Origin of the sequence: Streptomyces sp. NBC_01260 (assembly GCF_036226405.1) — a bacterium.
In the GTDB taxonomy this organism is placed as follows: Bacteria; Actinomycetota; Actinomycetes; order Streptomycetales; family Streptomycetaceae; genus Streptomyces; species Streptomyces laculatispora.
Genome location: NZ_CP108464.1, coordinates 103,298 through 122,315, shown reverse-complemented (window position 1 = coordinate 122,315; position 19,018 = coordinate 103,298). Strand labels below are relative to the sequence as shown.

The window sequence follows — 19,018 nt, the reverse complement described above, 5'->3', positions numbered from 1 at the left end:
CGAAACGGGCCGGGCGCTTCTGGGGAAGGTGCCGCACGTCAGCCGGCGATGACGGCGGTGGTGGTGCGGCCGCCGTCGACGTCGAGCACGATGCCGTGGACGAACGAGGACTCGGCGCAGGCCAGATACACGGCGGCGTTCGCGATGGCATCGGGGGTGCCCATCCGTCCGTAGGGGGTGCCCTTCATCATGATCTCGCCGGGGTGAGCCTCTCCGGGTGCGGACGTCTGCACCACGCCCGGAGAGATCGCGTTGACGCGAATGCCCTGCGGCCCGAACTCCGCTGCCCAGGCCCGGGTCAGGGTCTCCATGGCCCCCTTGGTGGAGCTGTAGAGGGCGCTGGGAATGCCCAATCGCGCGATCCAGGAGCCCAGGTTGATGATCACCCCGCCGCCGGCCTCCACCATGGCGGGTGCGATGGCGGCGGTCAGGAAGAACGGGGCCTTCACGTTGACCGCGTAGACCTGGTCGAAGGTCTTCTCGTCGGTGGTCGCCGTGGTGTTGCTGGGGTAGATGCCGGCGTTGTTGACCAGGACGTCGATACGGCCGCCGAGGATCTGCGCAGCCTCCTGGGCCAGCGCCTGCGAAGCGGCGGCACTTCCGTCCAGGTCAGCCTGCACGAAGTCGGCGCGGCCGCCGCATACGCGGATCCCGTCGACGACCTCCTTGCCACGCTCGGCGTTGCGGCCCGAGACGGCGACGTGCGCGCCCTCGGCGGCAAAAGCCTCCGCGATCGCACGCCCGATGTTGCTGGTCGCTCCGGTCACCAGGGCGGTCAGGCCCTCAAGCCGCATAGACATGATCCACTCCATTGGTTGGTTCTCCACCGTTAACCCGAACGGCCGGACCGCATGCCGCCTTCGACCGGACGGGGCCCTGGACAACCAGGGCGCAGTGCCACTGTGCAACGGCAAAATTGGACTCGCAAGTCCAAAGTTGAGGTGTTCCGGACCGTGGGCCGACGCGGGTCCGATCCGTCCGCGACCGGACCGCGCACCTGCCCGCGTCGAAGGCGAGCCCAGATGGCGGCCGTGGATCTCGGTGGAACTCCCGGCGGATGGCGACCTCTGCCCGCAGGGCGGGTGGCAGGACCGTGAAGGTACGCGACACTCATCGTGAAGGCGGGCCCCTGGCGTGCCTCACCGTCAATCGGCGTCAGGTTCTCGCGGGTGGGTGATGCGCAATGAGCTCTGCCTTCTCCAGCCAGCCGGTATACCAGTGAGTGAAGGTGACCGGCTTCCCGTCGGCGAGGAGTGGGGCGAGGTCGGCGTCGTCCGCGCGGCAGTCGGACCAGATGGTGCCGCGGTGGGTGCCGCTGATGATCAGCCATTCCCTCTGGGCGCAGCCGAGGTGGGAGATCACGATGGCGCCTGCGGTGCGCTCGGGGGCGAACATCAGAGCGCCCCACCGTTCGTCCCATGCTTCGATGGCGTCGTCGAAGTCCTCGATCTCGTCGAAGTCCTCTTCTTCAGGGCGTTCGGCGAGGAGTGCGTCGAGGGATTCGAGGTCAGGACCGGTCGGGAAACGGCCGGGCGAGCATGGACAGGTCGGCCAGGTCGGCACCGTCCCCTTCCCAGCGCCAGCGGCCTTGCACGCGGTGCACGGGGAAGAGGCCGTATGCGGGACCTGCGCCGCCGGCGCCCACGCAGGTGAGGAAATCCCGGTAGTCCCCCGGCAGCCGCACACCCACCTGCGCTTCGAGCTCGGCAAGCTCCTCATCGGTCAGCGGGTCTTCCAGGATCCACCCGTGCCCGGGTGAGCCGAACACCGTGCCGCTCCCCGGCTGGGTACCCAATGCGGCCACGCGCCGGCGTATATCGTTCCACTGCTGATCAACCATGCGCAGACCGTATGCGGAGCCAGTGACAGCGGGAGCGACCCGGGCTCACTGCACGCCGAAAGGCCAACTACGACGCTCAGCCGGGCCAAGCAGTTCGCCATAGGGCCAACTGGAGCGCTCTCTCAACATGCCGATCGGCGGCCGGAATTCGTTGTCAACAGCTATCGTGGACGGGGAAAATGGCTGTACGGCTTCCTGGTGGCCTGCGGAAGGAGCGAGCGTCTCGGCGTACCGGGACCTTCCTGATCGGCCGTCCATGCCCCGATTCTGGCGGTCAATTTTCGTGAGCAATGGGCAACTTGCGCGTTTTGCCCAAACATCCTCGATGCACACCAACCCGTTCAGCACGGCCGGTCGTCGGGGGAGCGGCACCTGCATACCCACCGACGACCGGGCCGTCAATGTCACCCGAAGCCGCCTCGGACGCCTCACCCGCCAAGGCTTCCTCACCCACCCCGACGAGGCCGCTACAAGAGAGCCCCCTTTGTGTACACGGACCGGCCGTTGCGACCGTCCGTGGAAGTGGTGGAGCGAAAGGGGCGCGCCGGTAGCTCGGGGGAGTGGTAGTGAGGTCAGGTGCGGTGCAGCCACCACCAGGCGTTGGGATTGGCGACCAGCAGGCTCTGGAGCGACCGATTGATCGTGTCGTTGCTGTGGTAGCTCAAGGCGGGGCCAATGCCGTCGTAGTACCAGGTCATCATCATGGTGAGGTCGATCTCCTGGCCGTTCGCCTGCCAGTCGGCCTGCAGGACATCCCCATCGCCCATGAAAGGGCTGGTCCAACGAACACCAGGCCCGGCTGGATCTTTTCCGATGGCTGCACCGATACAACACCGCCCGCCACCGTGAACTCGCGGGACACGGTCCTCAGACCAGGGATCAGAGCGCAATGACGTACAGGCAACGGAGCTCCGTGAGTGGCAGAAGTATTGGCGGACTACCTGCTCCAACGGGGCTCCGTCGCCTATGTTCCCTCCCGCGTCAAAGTCACCGCCAACACGCTTGCTACCAGCGCGAATGCGTTAAGGGCCTGCGGAGAATCAAGTCGTTGCTTCCCGCCTTGAGCCTCGTTGATGTGGTATGGGGAGTTCGGAGGAGATCGAGGAGGCGTTGGCCGCGAAGGTTCAGGCGCTGTTCCCGCACCTGGACGAGCGTCAGCGTCGGCTGGCCATAGGAGCGGAGGCTCGCTCGCTGGGCCATGGCGGGATCCGGCTGGTGGCCCGGGCCGCTGACGTCCGTGAGGGCACCGTGTCGCGTGGGGTGGCTGAACTGGAGTCGGGCGAAGCCCCGTTGGGACGGGTGCGCCGGGAGGGCGGCGGCCGCAAGCGTGCGGTGGACCTAGGTCCTGTTTCTCGGATCATGTACGGAGCCAGATCATGAGTGCTGCGAGTGTGACGGTGCCGAGGTAGATGTAGGCGCGTTTCTCGTAGCGGGTCGCGACGGCGCGGAAGCCTTTGAGGCGGTTGATGGTGCGTTCGACGGTGTTGCGCTTCTTGTAGAGCTCGCTGTCGAAACCGGTAGGCCGACCGCCGCGTGAACCTCGGTTCTTGCGGTGTCTCTGCTGGTCGAGACGTTCGGGGATGGTGTGCCGGATTCCGCGTCGTCGCAGGTAGCGGCGGTTCTTCCGGGACGTGTAGGCCTTGTCCGCCAAGACATGGTCGGGCCGGGTGCGTGGCCGGCCGACTCCGGCTCGCGGCACCAGAACCTGTTCCAGCACCCGCTCGAGCTGGGGTCCGTCTCCGTAGTGTCCGGGTGTCAGGACGAAGGCGAGGGGCCGGCATCGTCCCTCGGCAACGAGGTGGATCTTGGTGGTGAATCCTCCGCGGGAACGTCCCAGACATTCGCCGACCTGACCACCTCCTCCAGGCGGATGGTCAGTCTCCGCAGTACCGGATCGACCTGGTTCGTCCCCCACTTGGCCCCCCTTTGAGGGACGGCGGCCGGGGGCGCTTTCCTCGCACCGGCGGCGTGCTGGTGGGCTCGCACGGCTGTCGAGTCCACCGACACGTCCCAGTCGATGCCGCCCTCGGCGTCCTCGGCTACCTGGATGCGAGACAGCAGCATCTGCCAGGTTCCATCGGCTGACCAGCGACGATGTCGTTTATAGACCGTCTCCCATGGCCCGAATCGCTCCGGCAGATCCCGCCACTGCACGCCGGTCCGCACCCGGTAGAGAACCCCGTTGATCACCCGGCGGTGATCGCTCCACCGACCTCCACGCGTACCACCAGGAGGTAGGAACGACTCCAGCCGATCCCACTCCGCATTCGTCAGATCCCCACGGCCCATGAACCCAGCCTGGCCCCAACACCCCTCGCAGGTCAGGAGATCCGAGAAACAGGACCTAGACCCGGGCCTGCGGCCCGCGCTGCTGGCCCTGGTCGAACCGGACATGCGGGGTGATCCGATGTCGCCGCTGCGCTGGACGACGAAGTCGACCCGTCACCTGGCCGCCGAGCTGACCGGGCAGGGACACCGTGTCTCGGCGGAGACTGTGGCCGACCTGCTGCGGGAGGAGGGCTTCAGTCTGCAGGGCAACGCCAAGACCATCGAGGGCAGGCAACACCCGGACCGAGACGCCCAGTTCCGTTACATCAACGAACGCGCCAAGGACTACCAGGCTGGCGGGGACCCGGTGGTCAGCGTGGACACCAAGAAGAAGGAGCTGGTCGGTAACTACAAGAACGCCGGCCACGAGTGGCAGCGCGAGGGCGAACCGACCCGGGTGCACACTCACGACTTCCCGGACCGCGAGCTGGGCAAGGCGATCCCGTACGGAATCTACGACCTGACCGCAAACACCGGCTGGGTCAGCGTGGGCACCGACCACGACACCGCCGCCTTCGCCGTCGAATCCGTCCGCCGCTGGTGGAACAGCCAAGGACGCGGCGCCTATCCGCACTCCCGGCGGCTTCTGATCACCGCGGACGCGGGCGGCTCGAACGGCTACCGCACCCGCGCCTGGAAGAGCGAACTCGCCGCCCTGGCCGTGGAAACCGGCCTGGAAATCACCGTCTGTCACTTTCCGCCAGGTACTTCAAAATGGAACAGAATCGAGCACCGGCTGTTCTCCCATATCACGATGAACTGGCGCGGCAGGCCGCTGACCAGCCACGAAGTCATCGTGAACAGTATCGCCGCGACCACCACGCGCACCGGGCTTACCGTGCACGCTGAACTCGACACCGGCGCCTACGAGACCGGAGTCCGCATCGGTGACCGGCAGATGGACGCGCTGCCCCTGCACAGCCACGACTGGCACGGCGACTGGAACTACACGCTGCACCCCCAGGAGCACTGCCGGGACGGGATCCCGCCGCTCCCGCCCCAGAACCAGCCCGGCCAGGGCCGGGAGTGGCTCGCTCATCCGGCCCTGACCGGCATCCAGCCGGATCAGTGGGACCAGCTGTTCGCCGAACTCGCAGCGGCCCGCGAGACCCAGCGGGAGGAAGTCCTGCAGCAGCGACGCGGCGGCGACCGGCAGAAGGTGCCCGCAGCCGGCCTCTATACCGGCCGGCGCCCCGGCCTCAGCCTCGTCGACCGGCTTCTGGCCACCCTCCTCTACGAACGTCACGGGCTCCCGCAAGTGACGATCGCCCCGCTCTTCGGAGTAGTACCCCAGAGCCTCAACCGGGTCATCAGCCAGACCCGACATCTTCTCCACGAAGTCGACTACACCATCGAACCCACCGAGACACAGCTGGCCACCCTCGACGATCTCACCGACCTCGCCGCACACCTCGACATCCCCACCCCAGAGATCAACACGGCGAGTTATTGATCCGCAGGCCCTAACTACCCGGCCTTGGATCAAGGTCCCCGGCCCAGATGCCCCGCCTCTCGATGGCTACATCCGCACGCTCCACGCCGAGGCGATGGCCACGGACACCGCCGGGGAGCGCTGGCTGTTGACGTGCTGGGCCGTCGCAAGGATGGCGCGGCCGGAGTGCTTGCCGTCGTAGAGGGCCGCGTCGGCGGCCCTCTGCAGCACGGTTAGGTCGCGGGTAGCGATCACGTCCGGTGTCGCGGCTCCGACCGATGCGGCGACGGTCGTGAGCTTGTTCCGCTTTGACGGACACCATTGGTGTGGTGGTCAGGCTGTGAGTGCAGTCTCGTACTCGGCGGGGCTGAGGTAGCCGAGGCTGCTGTGCAGTCGGTGCAAGTTGTACCAGCCCTCGATGAAATCGAAGATCGCGGTTCGGGCGGCGGCCCGGCTGGGCCAGGCGGAGGTGCCGAGCAGTTCGCGTTTGATGGTCGAGAAGAACGACTCGGCGAGCGCGTTGTCCCAGCACTGGCCGGTGCGACCGACCGAAAGTCGGACCCCGAACTGGGCTGCCAGGGAAGCGAATTGCTGGCTGGTGTATTGACAGCCGCGATCCGAATGGAAGATCACGGGGTGGGTGGGGCGACGCTGCTGGCAGGCGGCTGTCAGCGCCTCGGCCACCAGCTCGGTCCGCAGGTGATCAGCGGTTGCCCAGCCGACCACGCGCCGGGAGGCGATGTCGATGACCGTGGCCAGATAGAGCCAGCCCTCCTCGGTCGGGACATACGTGATGTCGCCGCACCAGCGGGCATCGAGCCCGGCGCGGTCGGGCTGGAAGTCCCGGACGATGAGGTCGGGACGGAAGGCAGCCCTGGGATCGGGGATCGTGGTCACGTGCCGTCGTCTGCGGTGCCGGCCCTGCAGCCCGGCGGCCCGCATCAGTCGTGCGACACGACGACGGCCACACCCGGCACCCTCGCGCTTGAGCACGGCATGCACGCGCGGGGACCCGTAGGTTCCGCGGGACTTCGCATGGGCCTCGAGAATCTGCTCGGTCAGCTCGGCATTCCGCAACGCGCGGGGTCCGGGCAGGCCGGAGCGACGGGCATAGAAGGCGGTCCGGGAGACCTTCATCAGCTCACACGCCCGTTTGACGCTGTGACCTGCGCGTTTCTCCGCCTCGATGAACGGGTGCACCGTCACCGGGTCTCCTTCGCGAAGAAAGCTGTGGCCCGCTTGAGGACGTCGACATCCTCACGCAGCCGGCGGTTCTCCCGCCGCAACGCGGCCAGTTCCTCGCGCTCACTGCTGGTCAGCCCGTTGCGCTCGCCCGCGTCGACCTCGGCCTGCTTCACCCAGTCCCGCACCGTCGTCTCGGTCAGTTCGAAGTCTCTGGCGACCTGCCCGACCGAGCGGTCACCTCGTCGGCACAGACCGACGATCTCGGCCTTGAACTCCGGCGTGAACGAACGACGAGGGCGGCGAGGCTTCTTCTTCCCCATGCTCTCCATGATGGACATCCTCCCGGGGCAGAACCCCAGATCTCGAATGTCCGTCAAAGCGGATCAAGCCCACCCCGCCCTTGCCCCGCACGGTGTACAGCCGGTCCCGGTCCTGGCAGACCGCCAGCCCCCACACGGAATCGACCTCGATCCGGGCCACCGTCTTCAGGGGCCCGATCTCGATCACCAGCACCCCGTCGTCCGTGCCCAGGTAGAGGTGAGTGCCGGCCTTGTTCCCCGCCAGCAGCCCGAGCCCCCGGCGGACCCGGCCCCAGTCTCGCCCCGGATCGGACACGGTTCCCAGCACCTCGCCCGACTCGGGGGCGACCGCGGAAACCGCCCACCGTGCCCGCCGCGGAGGGCGATGCCCACCCTGGCGGCCCCGAGCGGGCGCCGAACCATCGGCCTGGCCGGCTCCGGGCTGTCGGTTTCCGGCCCTGTCGCACGGCGGCGCTCTCGGAACCACACTGGTCGGTGGGGCGCCCCGTCTGGGGCGCGTGCCCACGACGGAAGGACCGAGCCATGCCCACGGACACACATCCCGGCCCGCTGCGGGTTCTGGTTTTCGGCGCGGCGCTGCGGGCCGATTCGACCAACGCCCGTCTCGCCGCCCTCGTGGCCCGCCTCATCTCCGACACCGGTGCCACGGCTGACCTCGCCCCTATGCGCGACTTCGACATGCCCTTGTACGACGGCGACATGGAGACCGCCGGAGGACTGCCGCAAGGGGCCCTCGCCCTGCGCGACCGACTCGAGCAGAGCGACGCCTTCGTCATCTCCTCGCCGGAGTACAACGCCTCCGTGCCGGGAGTGCTGAAGAACGCGATCGACTGGGTCTCCCGTGTCCGGCCGCAGCCGTTCAAGACCAAGCACGCGATGCTCGTCTCCGCCTCGCCGTCCCTGATCGGCGGCAACCGCGGGCTGTGGACCCTGAGGATTCCCCTGGAGCACCTGGGTACCCGCGTCTACCCGGACATGTTCAGCCTGGCCAATAGCTACCAGGCCTTCGCCGAGGACGGAACGTTGACCGACCCGGGGCTGCAGCAACGTCTCACCGAGACCGTGACGGCTTTCCTCAGCCTCGTCGAAGCGGACGTGCGACACGTCTGCCTGGAACGCCGGTGGTACGAGTTCCTGGGAGACCGCACCGAGGCAGCCATCACCCAAAGGGCCGAGGCGTGATGCCGGGACGTCATGAGGCCCTACGCACGGGCTGTCGGCGCAGAAATTCACCACGCGACTTCTCATCCGTAGGCGCGTGCACCCCGACTGCACGTCAGGGGGACCAGCGCCTGAGGCCCCTGCCTCAGCCTCATTCATGGCAGAGGGGTCCTCAGCGGACCGCCGGTGTACGTGCCTGTTGATGTCACCCGCTGATGTCAGGGCCGCGGGCGCCACCCCGCAGGTGATCGTGTCACTCGGCAGGACCGGCGCGTTTGGCGGCCGACGAGGTCCCGTTCGTCGGCATGGATCGAACGGGACCTCGTGGCTTCCCAAGTGTGGTTCAGCTCGCTACGCGGTCTGCCGCGTGGGCGTTGTCGTCCTTGGCCTGGGCGCGGGTACCGGGAGCGACGCAGGCCAGGTCGATGGCTCTCGCCTCACGCCAACGAGCAGCGCGACGGCGGGCACGCCGTGGCGGCGGGCGGTGGTGATCAGGTCGGCGGACGTCTTTCGCTGCGCGGCTGATGGTCATGGCGGTGGTGTAGAAGAGCTGGCCCAGGAGGTCCATGGTTGCGAGTTTTCGCAGGTGGAGCACGGTGGCCAGGACTCGGTCGGCTGAGGTGAGCTTGGCTTTGGCACCTGCGCCAGGGGCCACCAGGCGCTCGTGACCTCGACGTGTGCGGAGTATTTGCTCGCGTTGAACCCCCATCGCTGGAGTCAACGCGTCGATGAGTTCGCTGAGCTGTCGGCGGGGCATCCCGGTCAGTTCTGGGTCCTGAGTGAATGCCGCGTGAGGCGAGTCGGTCGGTCCGCCAGGGCCTCGTCCGGTGTGCTGCCGGTGGTCGCCCCGTCCATCGGACGCTGGGGGTGGAGGGTGTAGTTCCAGTCGCCGTGGAAGCGATGGCGAGTGATGGGCAGGGCAGCGATCTCGTCGTCGCTAATGCGGATGCCGGTGGGGTACTCACCGAGCGCCCCCTCCTGGAATCCCATGGTATTTACCTCCCCGCCTCAACGGCCAGTTTCCGCAGAGCGGAAGACGTCGCCAGTTTCCTCGACCCCGACAGAATCAAGACCAAATCGACGAGTTGATTCCCGGCAAGCCCTAACTGATCGTTTCAGAATGAGTTCAGCTGAGGGTCTTGTGCTCAACGATCTTGGTCGGCAGGGTGTCCGGGGTGCGTGCTGATCTTGTTCCTGACGATCTGTGGGAGCGGGTGGCCCCGCTGCTGCCGGCCGCTCCCGAACGGCGCCGTCGCCACCCTGGGCGGCTGCGTGTTCCCGACCGAGTGGCGCTCGCGGGCGTCCTGTACGTGCTGCGGACCGGTGTGGCATGGCGCGATGTCCCTGCGGAGACCGTGGGCTGCTCAGGGGTGACGGCCTGGCGCCGGCTGCGGGACTGGACCGAGGGCCGGTGCTGACGGGGATCTCCCGGACGCCCGTGCAGCGGCGGGGCAGCGGATCGTTGGTGGCGGCGATGACGTGGCAGGCGTAGCCGTCGGCGGACGTGTCGGAAGCGGCGTCGATGAGCGTGTCGATGAGGCGGTGTCCGGTCGCCTGATCGACGGCTCCGAGGTCGGCGAGCGGCGAGTCGATGATGAGCAACGGCGGAACCCGGACCGAGGGGTCGGCGCGGCCGAGGTCGCGCAGGGCCGGCAGCGCCGCGACGTTGATGATGGCCCTGGGGCTTCCCATGACGGAGCTGTCCTGGAAGGTCTTGTCGGGGTTGTCGCGCTTTTCGACGCGGGTGGTGAAGTCGGCGGGGTCGATGTACGCGGTCTCGACGTCGGGGTTGATCTGCTTCAGCCGGGTGAGGAACAGTTCGGTCCAGCGGCCGACGATCTCCTTGCGGCGTACCTCGTGGGCGGTGAGGGCTGTGTCCCGGGCGGCCGCGGCCTTCTCGCTTTCCGCTTTGGCGTTGTCGATGATGATCTGCTGTTTGCCGAGGTAGTCGGATGAGTCCAGCCACTCCTTGAGCCGGGCGGCGTCCCGGCTCAAGCCGTGCGCTGCCTTCTCGGCCTGCTGGGCGGTGGAGCGGGTCGGCTGCAGGTGGTCCTGATCGTAGGTGTCACGGCTTGTCAGCGCGGCGGCAGCCGCGTCGCCGGCCCTGTCCGCCGCGGCGGTGGCGGTGGCCAGGGCGTCCTCCAGGCGACGCAGCTTCTGCTGCAGGTGCTCGGCCTTCGCCCGGGCAGTGGCGATCTTCCGTTCGTGGTGGCTGTCGCCGTCCGGGCACGACTGCCCGCACTGCTGGCACAGTCCCGCCTCGCGTTCGGGCAGGACGTGGCCGCAGCGGGTGCAGTCGCCGGGGAGCGGGGCGAGGAGTTCGCTGAGGGCGCCTTTGGCCCGGGCGTGTTCGGCGGTTGCGGACTGAAGCTTCTCGTGGGCGACAGTGGTCTGCTTTCCGGCCTTGCGGCGGTCGGCGTCGGCTGCCTTGTGCAGAGCGAGATGTCGGCTGCCGCAGACCGTCGTCCTCGCCGACGAGCTGTCGCGCGAGGCGATCACGGCCGGAATCCGGGCCGGGCACTCTACATCGCCGAGTCGTCCGCCGTCCCTCTGTCCTTCGGGGCCTCGGGCGGGCGCGGCCTGCGTGCGGGGATCGGTGAACGGCTGCGGGTGGACGGGGACGACACCTCGGTCACCGTACGGCTGGAGGTGACCGGGGCACCCGGCTGCACCGCGCACTTCGTCACCGACCAGGGCACGCTGTTCACGGCCACGCTGCCGGACTCGGGGACGGTCCAGTGGCGTACGACGCCGGTGTACGCGGCCTATGTGCGGGCCGAGGTCCGGCACCCGGCGACGGTGCCGGGGCTGCCGGGGGCTCTGGCGGCGCTCACCAATCCGGTGTTCCTGGAGGGTTGGGTCCGGCCCTTGGTGCCGCGACCGGTGAGGATCCCGCCGCGGGCCCGTCGGCGAGCCCGGTCGTGTGCACACAGAATCTGTCTTCCTCATGGAACGACGGAGACCCCGGACAAGCCTCGTCGTCCCAACGCGGCGGCGAGGCCAGGGCGATGTGCTGCCCGGCCCTGACTCGGCGCCTTGGACGATCGGTCGGCAGGAAATCGTGCGGAGGGCGATCGAGCCTCGCTCGAGGCGGGACGTGACATGAGTCACTGGGGCGAAGTGCATCGCAGCGAGGGGGCCAATGTCTTCTCTAGGTGTAGGGGGTTGGCCGGAACGGGAGACGGTGCAGATGGAGCAGGATCGAGCCAAGGGGTTCGACGCGTTCGTGGCGGCCCGCTGGTCGGCGCTGTTCCATCTCGCTCTCCTGCTCGTCGGAGGCGATCGGCACCGGGCCGAGGACCTGCTCCAGGAAGCCCTGGTCAAGCTCTGGTTCGTCTGGCCCAAGATCGCAGAGGAGGCCCCCGAGGCGTACATACGCAAGGTTTTGGCGCGCGCGGCGGCACGCTCGGCGCGACGACGCTGGTGGGGCGAGCGACCGGCCGAGCAACTGCCTGACCTGGCGGAGGTGGGTGACCTGTCCGCCTCCGTGGTGGAGCGCTCGCGGCTGGGAGCCGCGTTGGCCCAGTTGCCGCCGCGGCAGCGGGCCGCGGTGGTGCTGCGCTACTACCTCGACCTGCCCGAGAGGCAGGTCGCGGAGATGCTGGGGTGCCCGGTGGGCACCGCTCGATCCCATGCGTCTCGTGGCGTGGCGCGACTGCGTCGGATCCTGGCCGATGTCACCGAACCAGTGGGGTGAAGGGGAATCCATGGATCACTTCGAGCGGGAGCTGGCGCGCATGATGCGCGACGCCCAGGATCACACCCCCTTCGAGCCGAAGCATCAGAGCCGCCTCCGGTCCGGCGTGCGGGCCCGACGTTGTGCCCGCGCGGTGCGGAAGGCCGTCGGCTCCGTCCTGGCCGTCGCCGGACTCACCATGGGCCTTTTCCTGCTGCCCCACGAGCGAGTCGAGAACAGGCCGCAGGCTCCCCTCCCGGAGCCCGTGACGAGCCCGGCGTCCCCGCGTCCGAGCACGTCACTGACATCGGACGTGCCGCCGAGCCCGACCGGGACTGCGGGCGGGGCCACCACCATGCCCGCGGCCCCGCCCACGACAGGAGGTTCGGCAACGGCGCCCTCGGGCCCGACCACAACCGAGCCCGGGGCACCGTCGCCTTCCGACTCGGGAACGCTGAGCGCACCGCCGACACCGTAGAGCACCGCCACCCCTACGACGGTGGTGTCGTCGTCAGTGGGTTCGGCGGCCACCGGCTGGCGGAAGCCGCTCCGCCCCCCGCCACCGTCACCGCTGATCGCAGCGCTGCCGTACATGACTTCGGTCTGCCCTGTGCCAGAACACAAACCTGGATGAACCATGATAGAAGCAGGATCGGTCACCGTGAAGCACCCCTCTTCCTCCAAGGACGACTCACCGAACGACCCGACCGGCCGACTACCACTGCGCACACCCGTGTCGGCGCATCAGCGGGAACCCGTCCTGGACGTGGTCGTCCCGGTGTTCAACGAGGAGCGTGATCTGGAGCGAAGCGTACGGCGGCTGCACGCGCACCTGCGCGAGACCTTCCCCTACCCGTTCCGGATCACCGTCGCGGACAACGCCAGCACGGACGAGACTCCGCGGATCGCGGCCCGGCTGGCCGCCGAGCTGCCCGAGGCGCAGTGGCTGCGGCTGGCCGAGAAGGGACGGGGCCGGGCGCTGCACGCCGCGTGGTCGGACTCGCCGGCGCCGGTGCTGGCGTACCTGGATGTGGACCTGTCGACCGACCTGAGGGCACTACTGCCCCTCGTCGCCCCCCTGATCTCCGGCCACTCCGACATCGCCATCGGCACGCGCCTCGCACGCGGTTCACGGGTGGTACGCGGACCCAAGCGCGAGACCATCTCCCGCTGCTACAACGCCCTGCTGCGCTCCACGCTCGCCGTGGGCTTCTCCGACGCGCAGTGCGGTTTCAAAGCCGTACGGCGCGACGTCGCCGAACGGCTGCTGCCCCTGGTGAAGGACTCGGGGTGGTTCTTCGACACCGAGCTGCTGGTGATCGCCGAGCGGGCCGGGCTACGGATACACGAGGTGCCGGTCGACTGGGTGGACGACCCCGACAGCCGGGTCGACATCCTGTCCACGGCGCTGGCCGACCTGCGCGGCATCACCAGGATCGGCCGGGCACTGGCCTGCGGCACGCTCCCGTTGGCCGGGCTGCGCCGGAGAGCCGACGGCGACCGGCCGGGAAGCCCGGGCCTGGCCGGCCAACTGCTGCGCTTCGCCGCCGTGGGAACCCTGAGCACCGTCGGATACGTGCTGCTCTACGCCACGTTGCGCCCGGCGGCGGGACCGCAGGGCGCCAACGCGCTGGCACTGCTGATCTGCGCGGTCGCCAACACGGCCGCGAACCGGCGGCTCACCTTCGGACTGCGCGGCCGAGGCGGTGTGATGCGCCACCAGGCCAAGGGCTTGCTGGTCTTCGTGATCGGCCTCGTCATCACCAGTGGATCGCTCGCCGCGCTACATGACGTGGCGCCCCGCGCCGCGCGCCCCACCGAGGTCGGAGTGCTCGTCGCCGCCAACCTGGCGGCAACCCTCCTGCGGTTTCTGCTCTTCCGGGCCTGGGTGTTTCCTGCCCGCCGCCCCGGGACGGGAGCCACGGCAGCATGAACCACACGATGACGCCGACAGCCGGCCCCTGCATCAGCACCCCCGAATCCTCCGAGCGGGTCCCCGGCCCGGACCGCGGCCATGGGCCGCGCCTGCGCCATGCGGTTCGGCAGTACGGACCCGTACTCGCCCTGTACGGCGTACTGAAGCTCATCGGCTTCTGCGTCTTCATGCACCTGCTCGACTCCTCCGGTGACTTCCGGAAGAAGCACCCGCGCTTCGGCGGCGGCGCGCATGCCTGGGACGTACTGGCCTCCTGGGACGGCTGGTGGTACCAGCAGATCGCCTCACACGGCTACCACCCCGCGCTCGTCCCCGTCCCCGGAGCCACCGGGCTGATCACCCTCGAAGGCAACTCCGCGGCGTTCTTCCCCCTCTACCCCGCGGCGATGCGGCTGGTCTCCTCCTGCACGGGCCTCGGCCTGTACGGCGCCGGCATGCTGGTCTCGGTCGTCGCCTCGTTCGCCGCCTCCCTCGGCATCTACGCCGTCACCGCCAGGTTCGGCGGCAGGCGCGCCGGGTTGGCCGCGGCCGGACTGTGGGCCGTCTGGCCCGGCTCCGGCGTGGAGTGGTCGGTCTACTCGGATTCCCTCTACGTCGCCCTCGCCGTCTGGGCCTGCCACGCCGTCATGAGCGACCGCTGGCTCACCGCGGGAGTCCTCACCTTCGCTGCCGGCCTCAACCGGCCCACCGCCGTCGCCCTCATCGCCGCCCTCACCGTCGCCGCGCTGCTGACACTCCATCGTCGCCGAGAAGACCACGCACGCCCGTGGACCGCGGTACTCATTGCGCCGCTCGGGCTCATCGGCTACCTGCTCTGGGTCGGCAATCGGATGGGCGACCTCGGCGGCTACTTCAAACTCCAGGAGGGCGCCTGGGCTCACACCTTCGACTACGGCAAGCAGACCCTCGACGTCTTCACCTCCATAGCGGTGGGCCGCTTCGACTACCTCTTCGCATACCCCTTCGAGGACACCATCGGCGCGCTGACCGTCCTGCTGGGCGTGCTTCTGATCCCTCTCCTGTTCCACCTGCGTCTCCCAGCCGTCCTGACCGTCTACACGGTCTTGACCTTCGCCCTGGTCCTGGGCAGCCAGCAGATATTCGGCAACGTCTCCCGCTACCTTCTCCCGGCCTTCCCCCTCTTCATTCCCCTCGCCGTCCAACTGCGCAATATCCGTCTGCCCATGCTGTTCGCGTTGCTCGGCATCGCGGCGGTCGCGTCGGGTTCGTACGCGGGATACGTACTCTTCGAACTGGGGGTCCCTTAGACCTACGCGGGGGTGGTCTCTTCGGGGCTGGCGGTGCGAGAGTGCGAAGCCGTCGCGTACAGGCCCGTCGTCGCACGACCGAGAGGCCTGCGACCACCGCGCCCGGCACCAGCCGCCGGCCCTGCGGCCATCACCACGCCGGTCAGCAGCGGCCGCCCGGAGGACTGCGCAGCTGGGCCGGCAGGCCCCGCCCGGCCTTCGAGGTGTCCGGTTCCCCGCCGCCCTTGCCGCGCCGCATCGCATGCCCCCTCCGACATGCCTCGACATCAAGAGATCAATGAATCAAGGGGGAGAATGCCGGGAGAGCCGTCTCGATGCCAAGATACTTGACGTCGACATACCTCGCGTTCGCGCGGGCACACCCCGTCCCTGTGCGCTTCACGGCCGGGAGCGTCACAGTGGAAGGGGGACACCGGGTGGGCCTGCCGGAGGAGGTATCCGGATGGATGTGACCGGCGAAAACGACGACCGGCTCCGGGACTACCGCAGCGAACGGCGCTTCGACGCGACCGCGGAGCCGCGCGGCGACGGGGAGCGGCCGGGTGCGGCGCCCTGTTTCGTCGTACAGATCCACCAGGCGCGGCGCATGCACTTCGACTTCCGGCTGGAGGTCGGCGGCGTACTGAAGTCATGGGCGGTGCCGCGCGGACCCTCGGAGAACCCGCGCGAGAGGCGGCTGGCCGTCCCCACGGAGGACCACCCGCTGGAGTACCGCACGTTCGAGGGAGTCATCGCGAAGGGCGAGTACGGCGGCGGCACGGTGATCGTCTGGGACCAGGGCACCTACCGGCCGCTCAGCCACGACCGCTGGGGCGCACCCGTGCCGTTCGAGCAGTCCCTGGAGGACGGGCACGCGACCTTCTGGCTCGACGGCACCAAGCTGCACGGCGAGTTCGCCCTCACCCGCTTCAAGGGAGGCGGTGACGGCGGCGCCCCGGGCGAGGAGATATGGCTGCTGATCAAGGCCAAGGACGGGCGCGCCCCCCATGACGGGCCGGACACACCGGACCCGTTCCGGGCACGTTCGGCCCGTACGGGGCGCACCCTGCAGCAGGTCGCCGCCGAGGAAGGGGGCGGAGCTTCGTGACCGCCCGCAGGACCGTGGAGGTCCTTCTCAGCCGCTACGGCACCACCTACGCCGCAGAGGCCGGTATCAGGCTGCGGAACACACCGCAGCCTCTGTACCAACTCCTCGTGCTCTGCGATCTGTTGAGCGCCCGCATCCGGGCATCCGTGGCGGTGGCGGCGGCACGCGCGCTGTTCACCCACGGCATGCGGTCCCCGGACCGGATGATCGGGACGACATGGCAGCAGCGCGTCGACGCACTGGGCGAGGGCGGCTACCGGCGCTACGACGAACGCACCGCCACCCAGCTCGGCGACGGGGCAGAGCTCCTGCTGGTCGAGTACGGGGGCGATCTGCGGCGGCTGCGCAAGGAGGCCGACGGCGACCTGGACATCCTGCGGTCCGGGCTGCGCAGAACCCCGGGCATGGGCCCGGCAGGTGCGGACATCTTCGTACGCGAGGTGCAGGCCGTGTGGCCGGAGGCGGCACCGTTCCTGGACGGAATGGCTCTCCAGGGCGCCGAGAAGCTGGGGCTGCCCGCCTCGCCGGCGAAGCTCGCACGACTGGCGGAGCAGGCCGACGACCGCGGGCCCGCCGTGCTCGCGGCGGCCCTGGTGCGCGCCGCGCTGGACAAGCACGTCGTGGACGACGTCGCGGCGCGGGCCTGAGGGAGCGGCCCGCCGCCCCGGCCCGCTGCACGCCCGCTGCGGCCCTCCGGCTCAGAAACGCCGGCCGGGCACGCTTCTCCGGCTTGTCGATCTCCGGGACGAGTTCGAAGCCCGCCCGGACCATCCGCGCGACGGCCTTCTCGTTGCGGGCGTCCGGCTCGACGACGACCCGCAGGTGCGCCGGGTCGCTGAGGACGTAGCCGATGAGCACCGAGAGCAGGGCGGCCGTGAAGTCGCGTTCGGCGGTGGCGCCCGGACCGACCAGGAGGTGGACGCCGAAGTCGCCGGGCCGGACGTCGTAGCAGTCGGCCAGCGGGTCGGCGGCCGGTTCGTACGTACGGAAGAGGGCGACCGGAACACCGTCGCGCAGGGCCAGAAAGGCATGGTGCGTGGTGAGCGAGTCCAGGGACTCGTAGGTCTCCAGACCTCTTCACGGCTCGCGTCGCCCATGCCCCAGAAGCGGGCGCGCTCCTCGGTGACCCAGCCGTGGATCAGGTCGAGGTCCGCGGCGGGGTCCACGGGGACGAGGCGGACGGCCCCGAAGCCGGGGGCCTCCTGCTCGTGGACGGGTGTGCGCACCGCGCTCGCCTGCCCGCCCTCCCGGTGCGGGGGGACAACAGTGCGCCGGGCGACCGTGTTCGCCACGTCAGCGCCGTGGTCGCTGCGGATCATGTGCAGGCACAGATCGATGCCGGCGGCGCCCCCTGCCGAGGTCAGCACGCCCCGGTCGTCCGTGTAGAGCACGTCCGGGTCGACGCCGATCTCCGGGTACAACGTCCGCAGCTCGTCGCACGACTTCCAGTGTGTCGTCGCACGCCGCCCCGCCAGCAGTCCGGCTGCCGCCAGCACAAACGACCCGGTGCAGATCGAACCCACCCGCGCTCCAACCGGGATCCGCTCCAGGGCCGACGCACCGGCTCGGCCAGCCGCCCGCGCTCTTGCGGTTCGTAGTCCTCCACGGCCGCTGGCACGAGCATTGTGTCGGCGCTCTCCAACGCCTCAGGGCCATCTGACACGTTCACGGTGAAGTCGGCGTCCGTGGTCAGTTCACCGGGTTGCGGCGCACAGGTCACCACCGAGCACAACGGCCGGCCGTCGTCTCCGAGCGCCGTCCCGAACAGCCGGTGGACGATACCCTGCCAGTAGGTTCCGGTCCTGGACTTGTCGTTATGTGCCCGCCGGTTCGGCGGCCCGTTCGTCGTGTTCGCGGAGCATCTGCATGACGGTGGCGGGTGAGGGGTGTTGTCCCTTCTTCTTGCCGGTGGTGATGATGAGCCGCTTGGCAATGTCGCGCAGGCTCATCTCCTGGTCGCGCAGGTGGAGGGCCATGGAGAGCATGGAGTCGTCGGTGACGCCGGCGCCGCCGATGGTCTTGCCGCGCTTGCGGGCGGACTCGTGGCCTTCGAGGGTGCGGTCGCGGATGTACTCGCGCTCCATGCCGGACATGGCGGCCAGCACGGTGAAGACGATGCCGGAGGGGGCGTGCGAGCCCTTCAGCTCCCCGGTGAGGAACTCCAGGCCGACGTCGTTGGCCTTCAGCTCTTCGGCGAGCATGGCGAGTTCGATGCCGCGGCCGAGCCGTTTGTGTTCGTGGACGACGAGGGCGACGGCGACGCCGGAGGAGCGGATCTCCCCGGCGAGCTTGACGGCGGCTTCCAGCTCGGGGCGCCTGGTGGCGCGGGTGGAGATCTTCTCGGAGAAGACCCGGGTGACCCCGGCCTCGGTGAGGGAGTCCAGTTGCGCGTCCAGGGACTGCCGCGCGGTCGAGGCGCGGGCGTACCCGAGCCGGACGTGGCCGACCGGTTCGGCGCTGGCGCTCGCGGACCGGGGCAGCTCGGTCCAGACCGAGCCGGGCTTGCGTACGGCGGGTGTCGGCGCGCTGAGGACCTTGGCGAGTTGGGGCACCAGGCGGAAGCGGGCGGTGTGGTATTGGATGGCCACCTTGCCCTTGCCGGTCCGGCACGGGGAGCCCGCGGGGGCGGCGCAGGTGGACATCGGACAGGGGTGCGCTTCCACGCGCTTGAAGTCGTCGCTCACGAGCACCGACTGTTTCATGAGCGACCACCTATGAAACGCCCATGGATACGCTTCACCGGTCCACCCTGCCGTCTGCAGTCGCGCTCGGAGAAGGAAGTATC

General features: G+C 69.2%; 15 protein-coding genes and 8 pseudogenes. 11 read left to right on the top strand and 12 right to left on the bottom strand.

The features are described from left to right. Positions 1–38: 38 nt before the first annotated feature. The 3 genes and pseudogenes from OG322_RS00680 to OG322_RS00670 form a co-directional block, all read right to left on the bottom strand. Positions 39–800 carry an SDR family NAD(P)-dependent oxidoreductase gene (locus tag OG322_RS00680; RefSeq protein ID WP_164494524.1) on the bottom strand — a complete coding sequence of 254 codons (762 nt, stop codon included), beginning with the start codon at positions 798–800 and terminating at the stop codon, positions 39–41. A gap of 355 nt (positions 801–1,155) precedes the next feature. Further along, positions 1,156–1,840: pseudogene (locus tag OG322_RS00675) on the bottom strand (SMI1/KNR4 family protein). A gap of 572 nt (positions 1,841–2,412) precedes the next feature. Then, on the bottom strand, positions 2,413–2,607 hold the full coding sequence (locus OG322_RS00670; RefSeq protein ID WP_124286060.1) for a hypothetical protein: 195 nt from the start codon (positions 2,605–2,607) through the stop codon (positions 2,413–2,415). 313 nt (positions 2,608–2,920) lie between these two features. Here OG322_RS00670 and OG322_RS00665 point away from each other — a divergent pair. Further along, positions 2,921–3,187 (top strand): annotated as a pseudogene (locus OG322_RS00665) (ISAzo13 family transposase); the annotation flags it as partial. Between the two features lie 10 nt (positions 3,188–3,197). Here OG322_RS00665 and OG322_RS00660 read toward each other — a convergent pair. Beyond that, positions 3,198–4,129, bottom strand: a protein-coding gene (locus tag OG322_RS00660; protein WP_266411293.1) for an IS5 family transposase whose coding sequence is annotated in 2 segments (ribosomal slippage) — positions 3,198–3,779 and positions 3,782–4,129 — 930 coding nt in all. Because the reading frame shifts where the segments join, the coding sequence is not laid out codon by codon here. A gap of 37 nt (positions 4,130–4,166) precedes the next feature. Between OG322_RS00660 and OG322_RS00655 the strand changes: the two are divergent. Next, positions 4,167–5,621, top strand: a pseudogene (locus OG322_RS00655) (ISAzo13 family transposase); the annotation flags it as partial. A 66-nt stretch (positions 5,622–5,687) separates the two neighbouring features. Here OG322_RS00655 and OG322_RS00650 read toward each other — a convergent pair. From OG322_RS00650 to OG322_RS00640, 3 genes are all read right to left on the bottom strand, one after another. Then, on the bottom strand, positions 5,688–5,831 hold the full coding sequence (locus tag OG322_RS00650; RefSeq protein ID WP_329305881.1) for a hypothetical protein: 144 nt from the start codon (positions 5,829–5,831) through the stop codon (positions 5,688–5,690). 102 nt (positions 5,832–5,933) lie between these two features. Then, positions 5,934–6,806, bottom strand: a complete 873-nt coding sequence (locus OG322_RS00645) for an IS3 family transposase (protein WP_329305880.1) — start codon at positions 6,804–6,806, stop codon at positions 5,934–5,936. Then, positions 6,803–7,114, bottom strand: coding sequence for a transposase (locus tag OG322_RS00640; RefSeq protein ID WP_443066513.1), 312 nt, complete (start codon positions 7,112–7,114; stop codon positions 6,803–6,805). Before OG322_RS00640 ends, OG322_RS00645 begins: the two co-directional genes overlap by 4 nt. Positions 7,115–7,627: 513 nt before the next feature. Here OG322_RS00640 and OG322_RS00635 point away from each other — a divergent pair. Then, positions 7,628–8,287, top strand: coding sequence for an NADPH-dependent FMN reductase (locus OG322_RS00635; protein WP_123466001.1), 660 nt, complete (start codon positions 7,628–7,630; stop codon positions 8,285–8,287). Between the two features lie 478 nt (positions 8,288–8,765). Here OG322_RS00635 and OG322_RS41435 read toward each other — a convergent pair. Continuing rightward, a pseudogene (locus tag OG322_RS41435) lies at positions 8,766–9,229 on the bottom strand (ISAzo13-like element transposase-related protein); the annotation flags it as partial. 212 nt (positions 9,230–9,441) lie between these two features. On the opposite strand from OG322_RS41435, the pseudogene OG322_RS00620 reads away from it, so the two are divergent. The 4 genes and pseudogenes from OG322_RS00620 to OG322_RS00605 form a co-directional block, all read left to right on the top strand. Further along, a pseudogene (locus OG322_RS00620) lies at positions 9,442–9,672 on the top strand (transposase); the annotation flags it as partial. Positions 9,673–9,745: 73 nt separating this feature from the next. Next, on the top strand, positions 9,746–10,222 hold the full coding sequence (locus OG322_RS00615) for a hypothetical protein (protein ID WP_329305879.1): 477 nt from the start codon (positions 9,746–9,748) through the stop codon (positions 10,220–10,222). 496 nt (positions 10,223–10,718) lie between these two features. Then, positions 10,719–11,116, top strand: a pseudogene (locus tag OG322_RS00610) (CehA/McbA family metallohydrolase); the annotation flags it as partial. A 340-nt stretch (positions 11,117–11,456) separates the two neighbouring features. Then, the gene (locus OG322_RS00605; RefSeq protein ID WP_123466562.1) at positions 11,457–11,963 is read left to right on the top strand and encodes a SigE family RNA polymerase sigma factor; all 507 of its coding nucleotides are present in this window, start codon (positions 11,457–11,459) and stop codon (positions 11,961–11,963) included. An 84-nt stretch (positions 11,964–12,047) separates the two neighbouring features. On the opposite strand, the gene OG322_RS00600 is transcribed toward OG322_RS00605, so the two are convergent. Beyond that, on the bottom strand, positions 12,048–12,536 hold the full coding sequence (locus OG322_RS00600) for a hypothetical protein (RefSeq protein WP_123466005.1): 489 nt from the start codon (positions 12,534–12,536) through the stop codon (positions 12,048–12,050). 43 nt (positions 12,537–12,579) lie between these two features. On the opposite strand from OG322_RS00600, the gene OG322_RS00595 reads away from it, so the two are divergent. The 4 genes from OG322_RS00595 to OG322_RS00580 all read left to right on the top strand — a co-directional run bounded on the left by OG322_RS00595 (position 12,580) and on the right by OG322_RS00580 (position 16,880). Then, on the top strand, positions 12,580–13,875 hold the full coding sequence (locus OG322_RS00595; RefSeq protein ID WP_329305878.1) for a bifunctional glycosyltransferase family 2/GtrA family protein: 1,296 nt from the start codon (positions 12,580–12,582) through the stop codon (positions 13,873–13,875). Continuing rightward, positions 13,872–15,146, top strand: a complete 1,275-nt coding sequence (locus OG322_RS00590) for a glycosyltransferase family 39 protein (protein WP_241200397.1) — start codon at positions 13,872–13,874, stop codon at positions 15,144–15,146. The genes OG322_RS00595 and OG322_RS00590 overlap by 4 nt, the downstream gene beginning before the upstream one ends. 442 nt (positions 15,147–15,588) lie before the next feature. After that, positions 15,589–16,233 (top strand): DNA polymerase ligase N-terminal domain-containing protein, encoded by a 645-nt coding sequence (locus OG322_RS00585; protein ID WP_123466008.1) that lies wholly within the window; start codon positions 15,589–15,591, stop codon positions 16,231–16,233. Continuing rightward, positions 16,230–16,880 carry an endonuclease gene (locus OG322_RS00580; RefSeq protein WP_123466009.1) on the top strand — a complete coding sequence of 217 codons (651 nt, stop codon included), beginning with the start codon at positions 16,230–16,232 and terminating at the stop codon, positions 16,878–16,880. The genes OG322_RS00585 and OG322_RS00580 overlap by 4 nt, the downstream gene beginning before the upstream one ends. Positions 16,881–17,025: 145 nt before the next feature. Here the strand turns inward: OG322_RS00580 and OG322_RS00575 are convergent. The 3 genes and pseudogenes from OG322_RS00575 to OG322_RS00565 form a co-directional block, all read right to left on the bottom strand. Continuing rightward, positions 17,026–17,250: pseudogene (locus OG322_RS00575) on the bottom strand (GNAT family N-acetyltransferase); the annotation flags it as partial. A 158-nt stretch (positions 17,251–17,408) separates the two neighbouring features. Continuing rightward, positions 17,409–18,013 (bottom strand): annotated as a pseudogene (locus OG322_RS00570) (GlxA family transcriptional regulator); the annotation flags it as partial. 34 nt (positions 18,014–18,047) lie between these two features. Continuing rightward, positions 18,048–18,935 (bottom strand): recombinase family protein, encoded by an 888-nt coding sequence (locus OG322_RS00565; RefSeq protein ID WP_266412989.1) that lies wholly within the window; start codon positions 18,933–18,935, stop codon positions 18,048–18,050. Between the last annotated feature and the right edge of the window lie 83 nt (positions 18,936–19,018).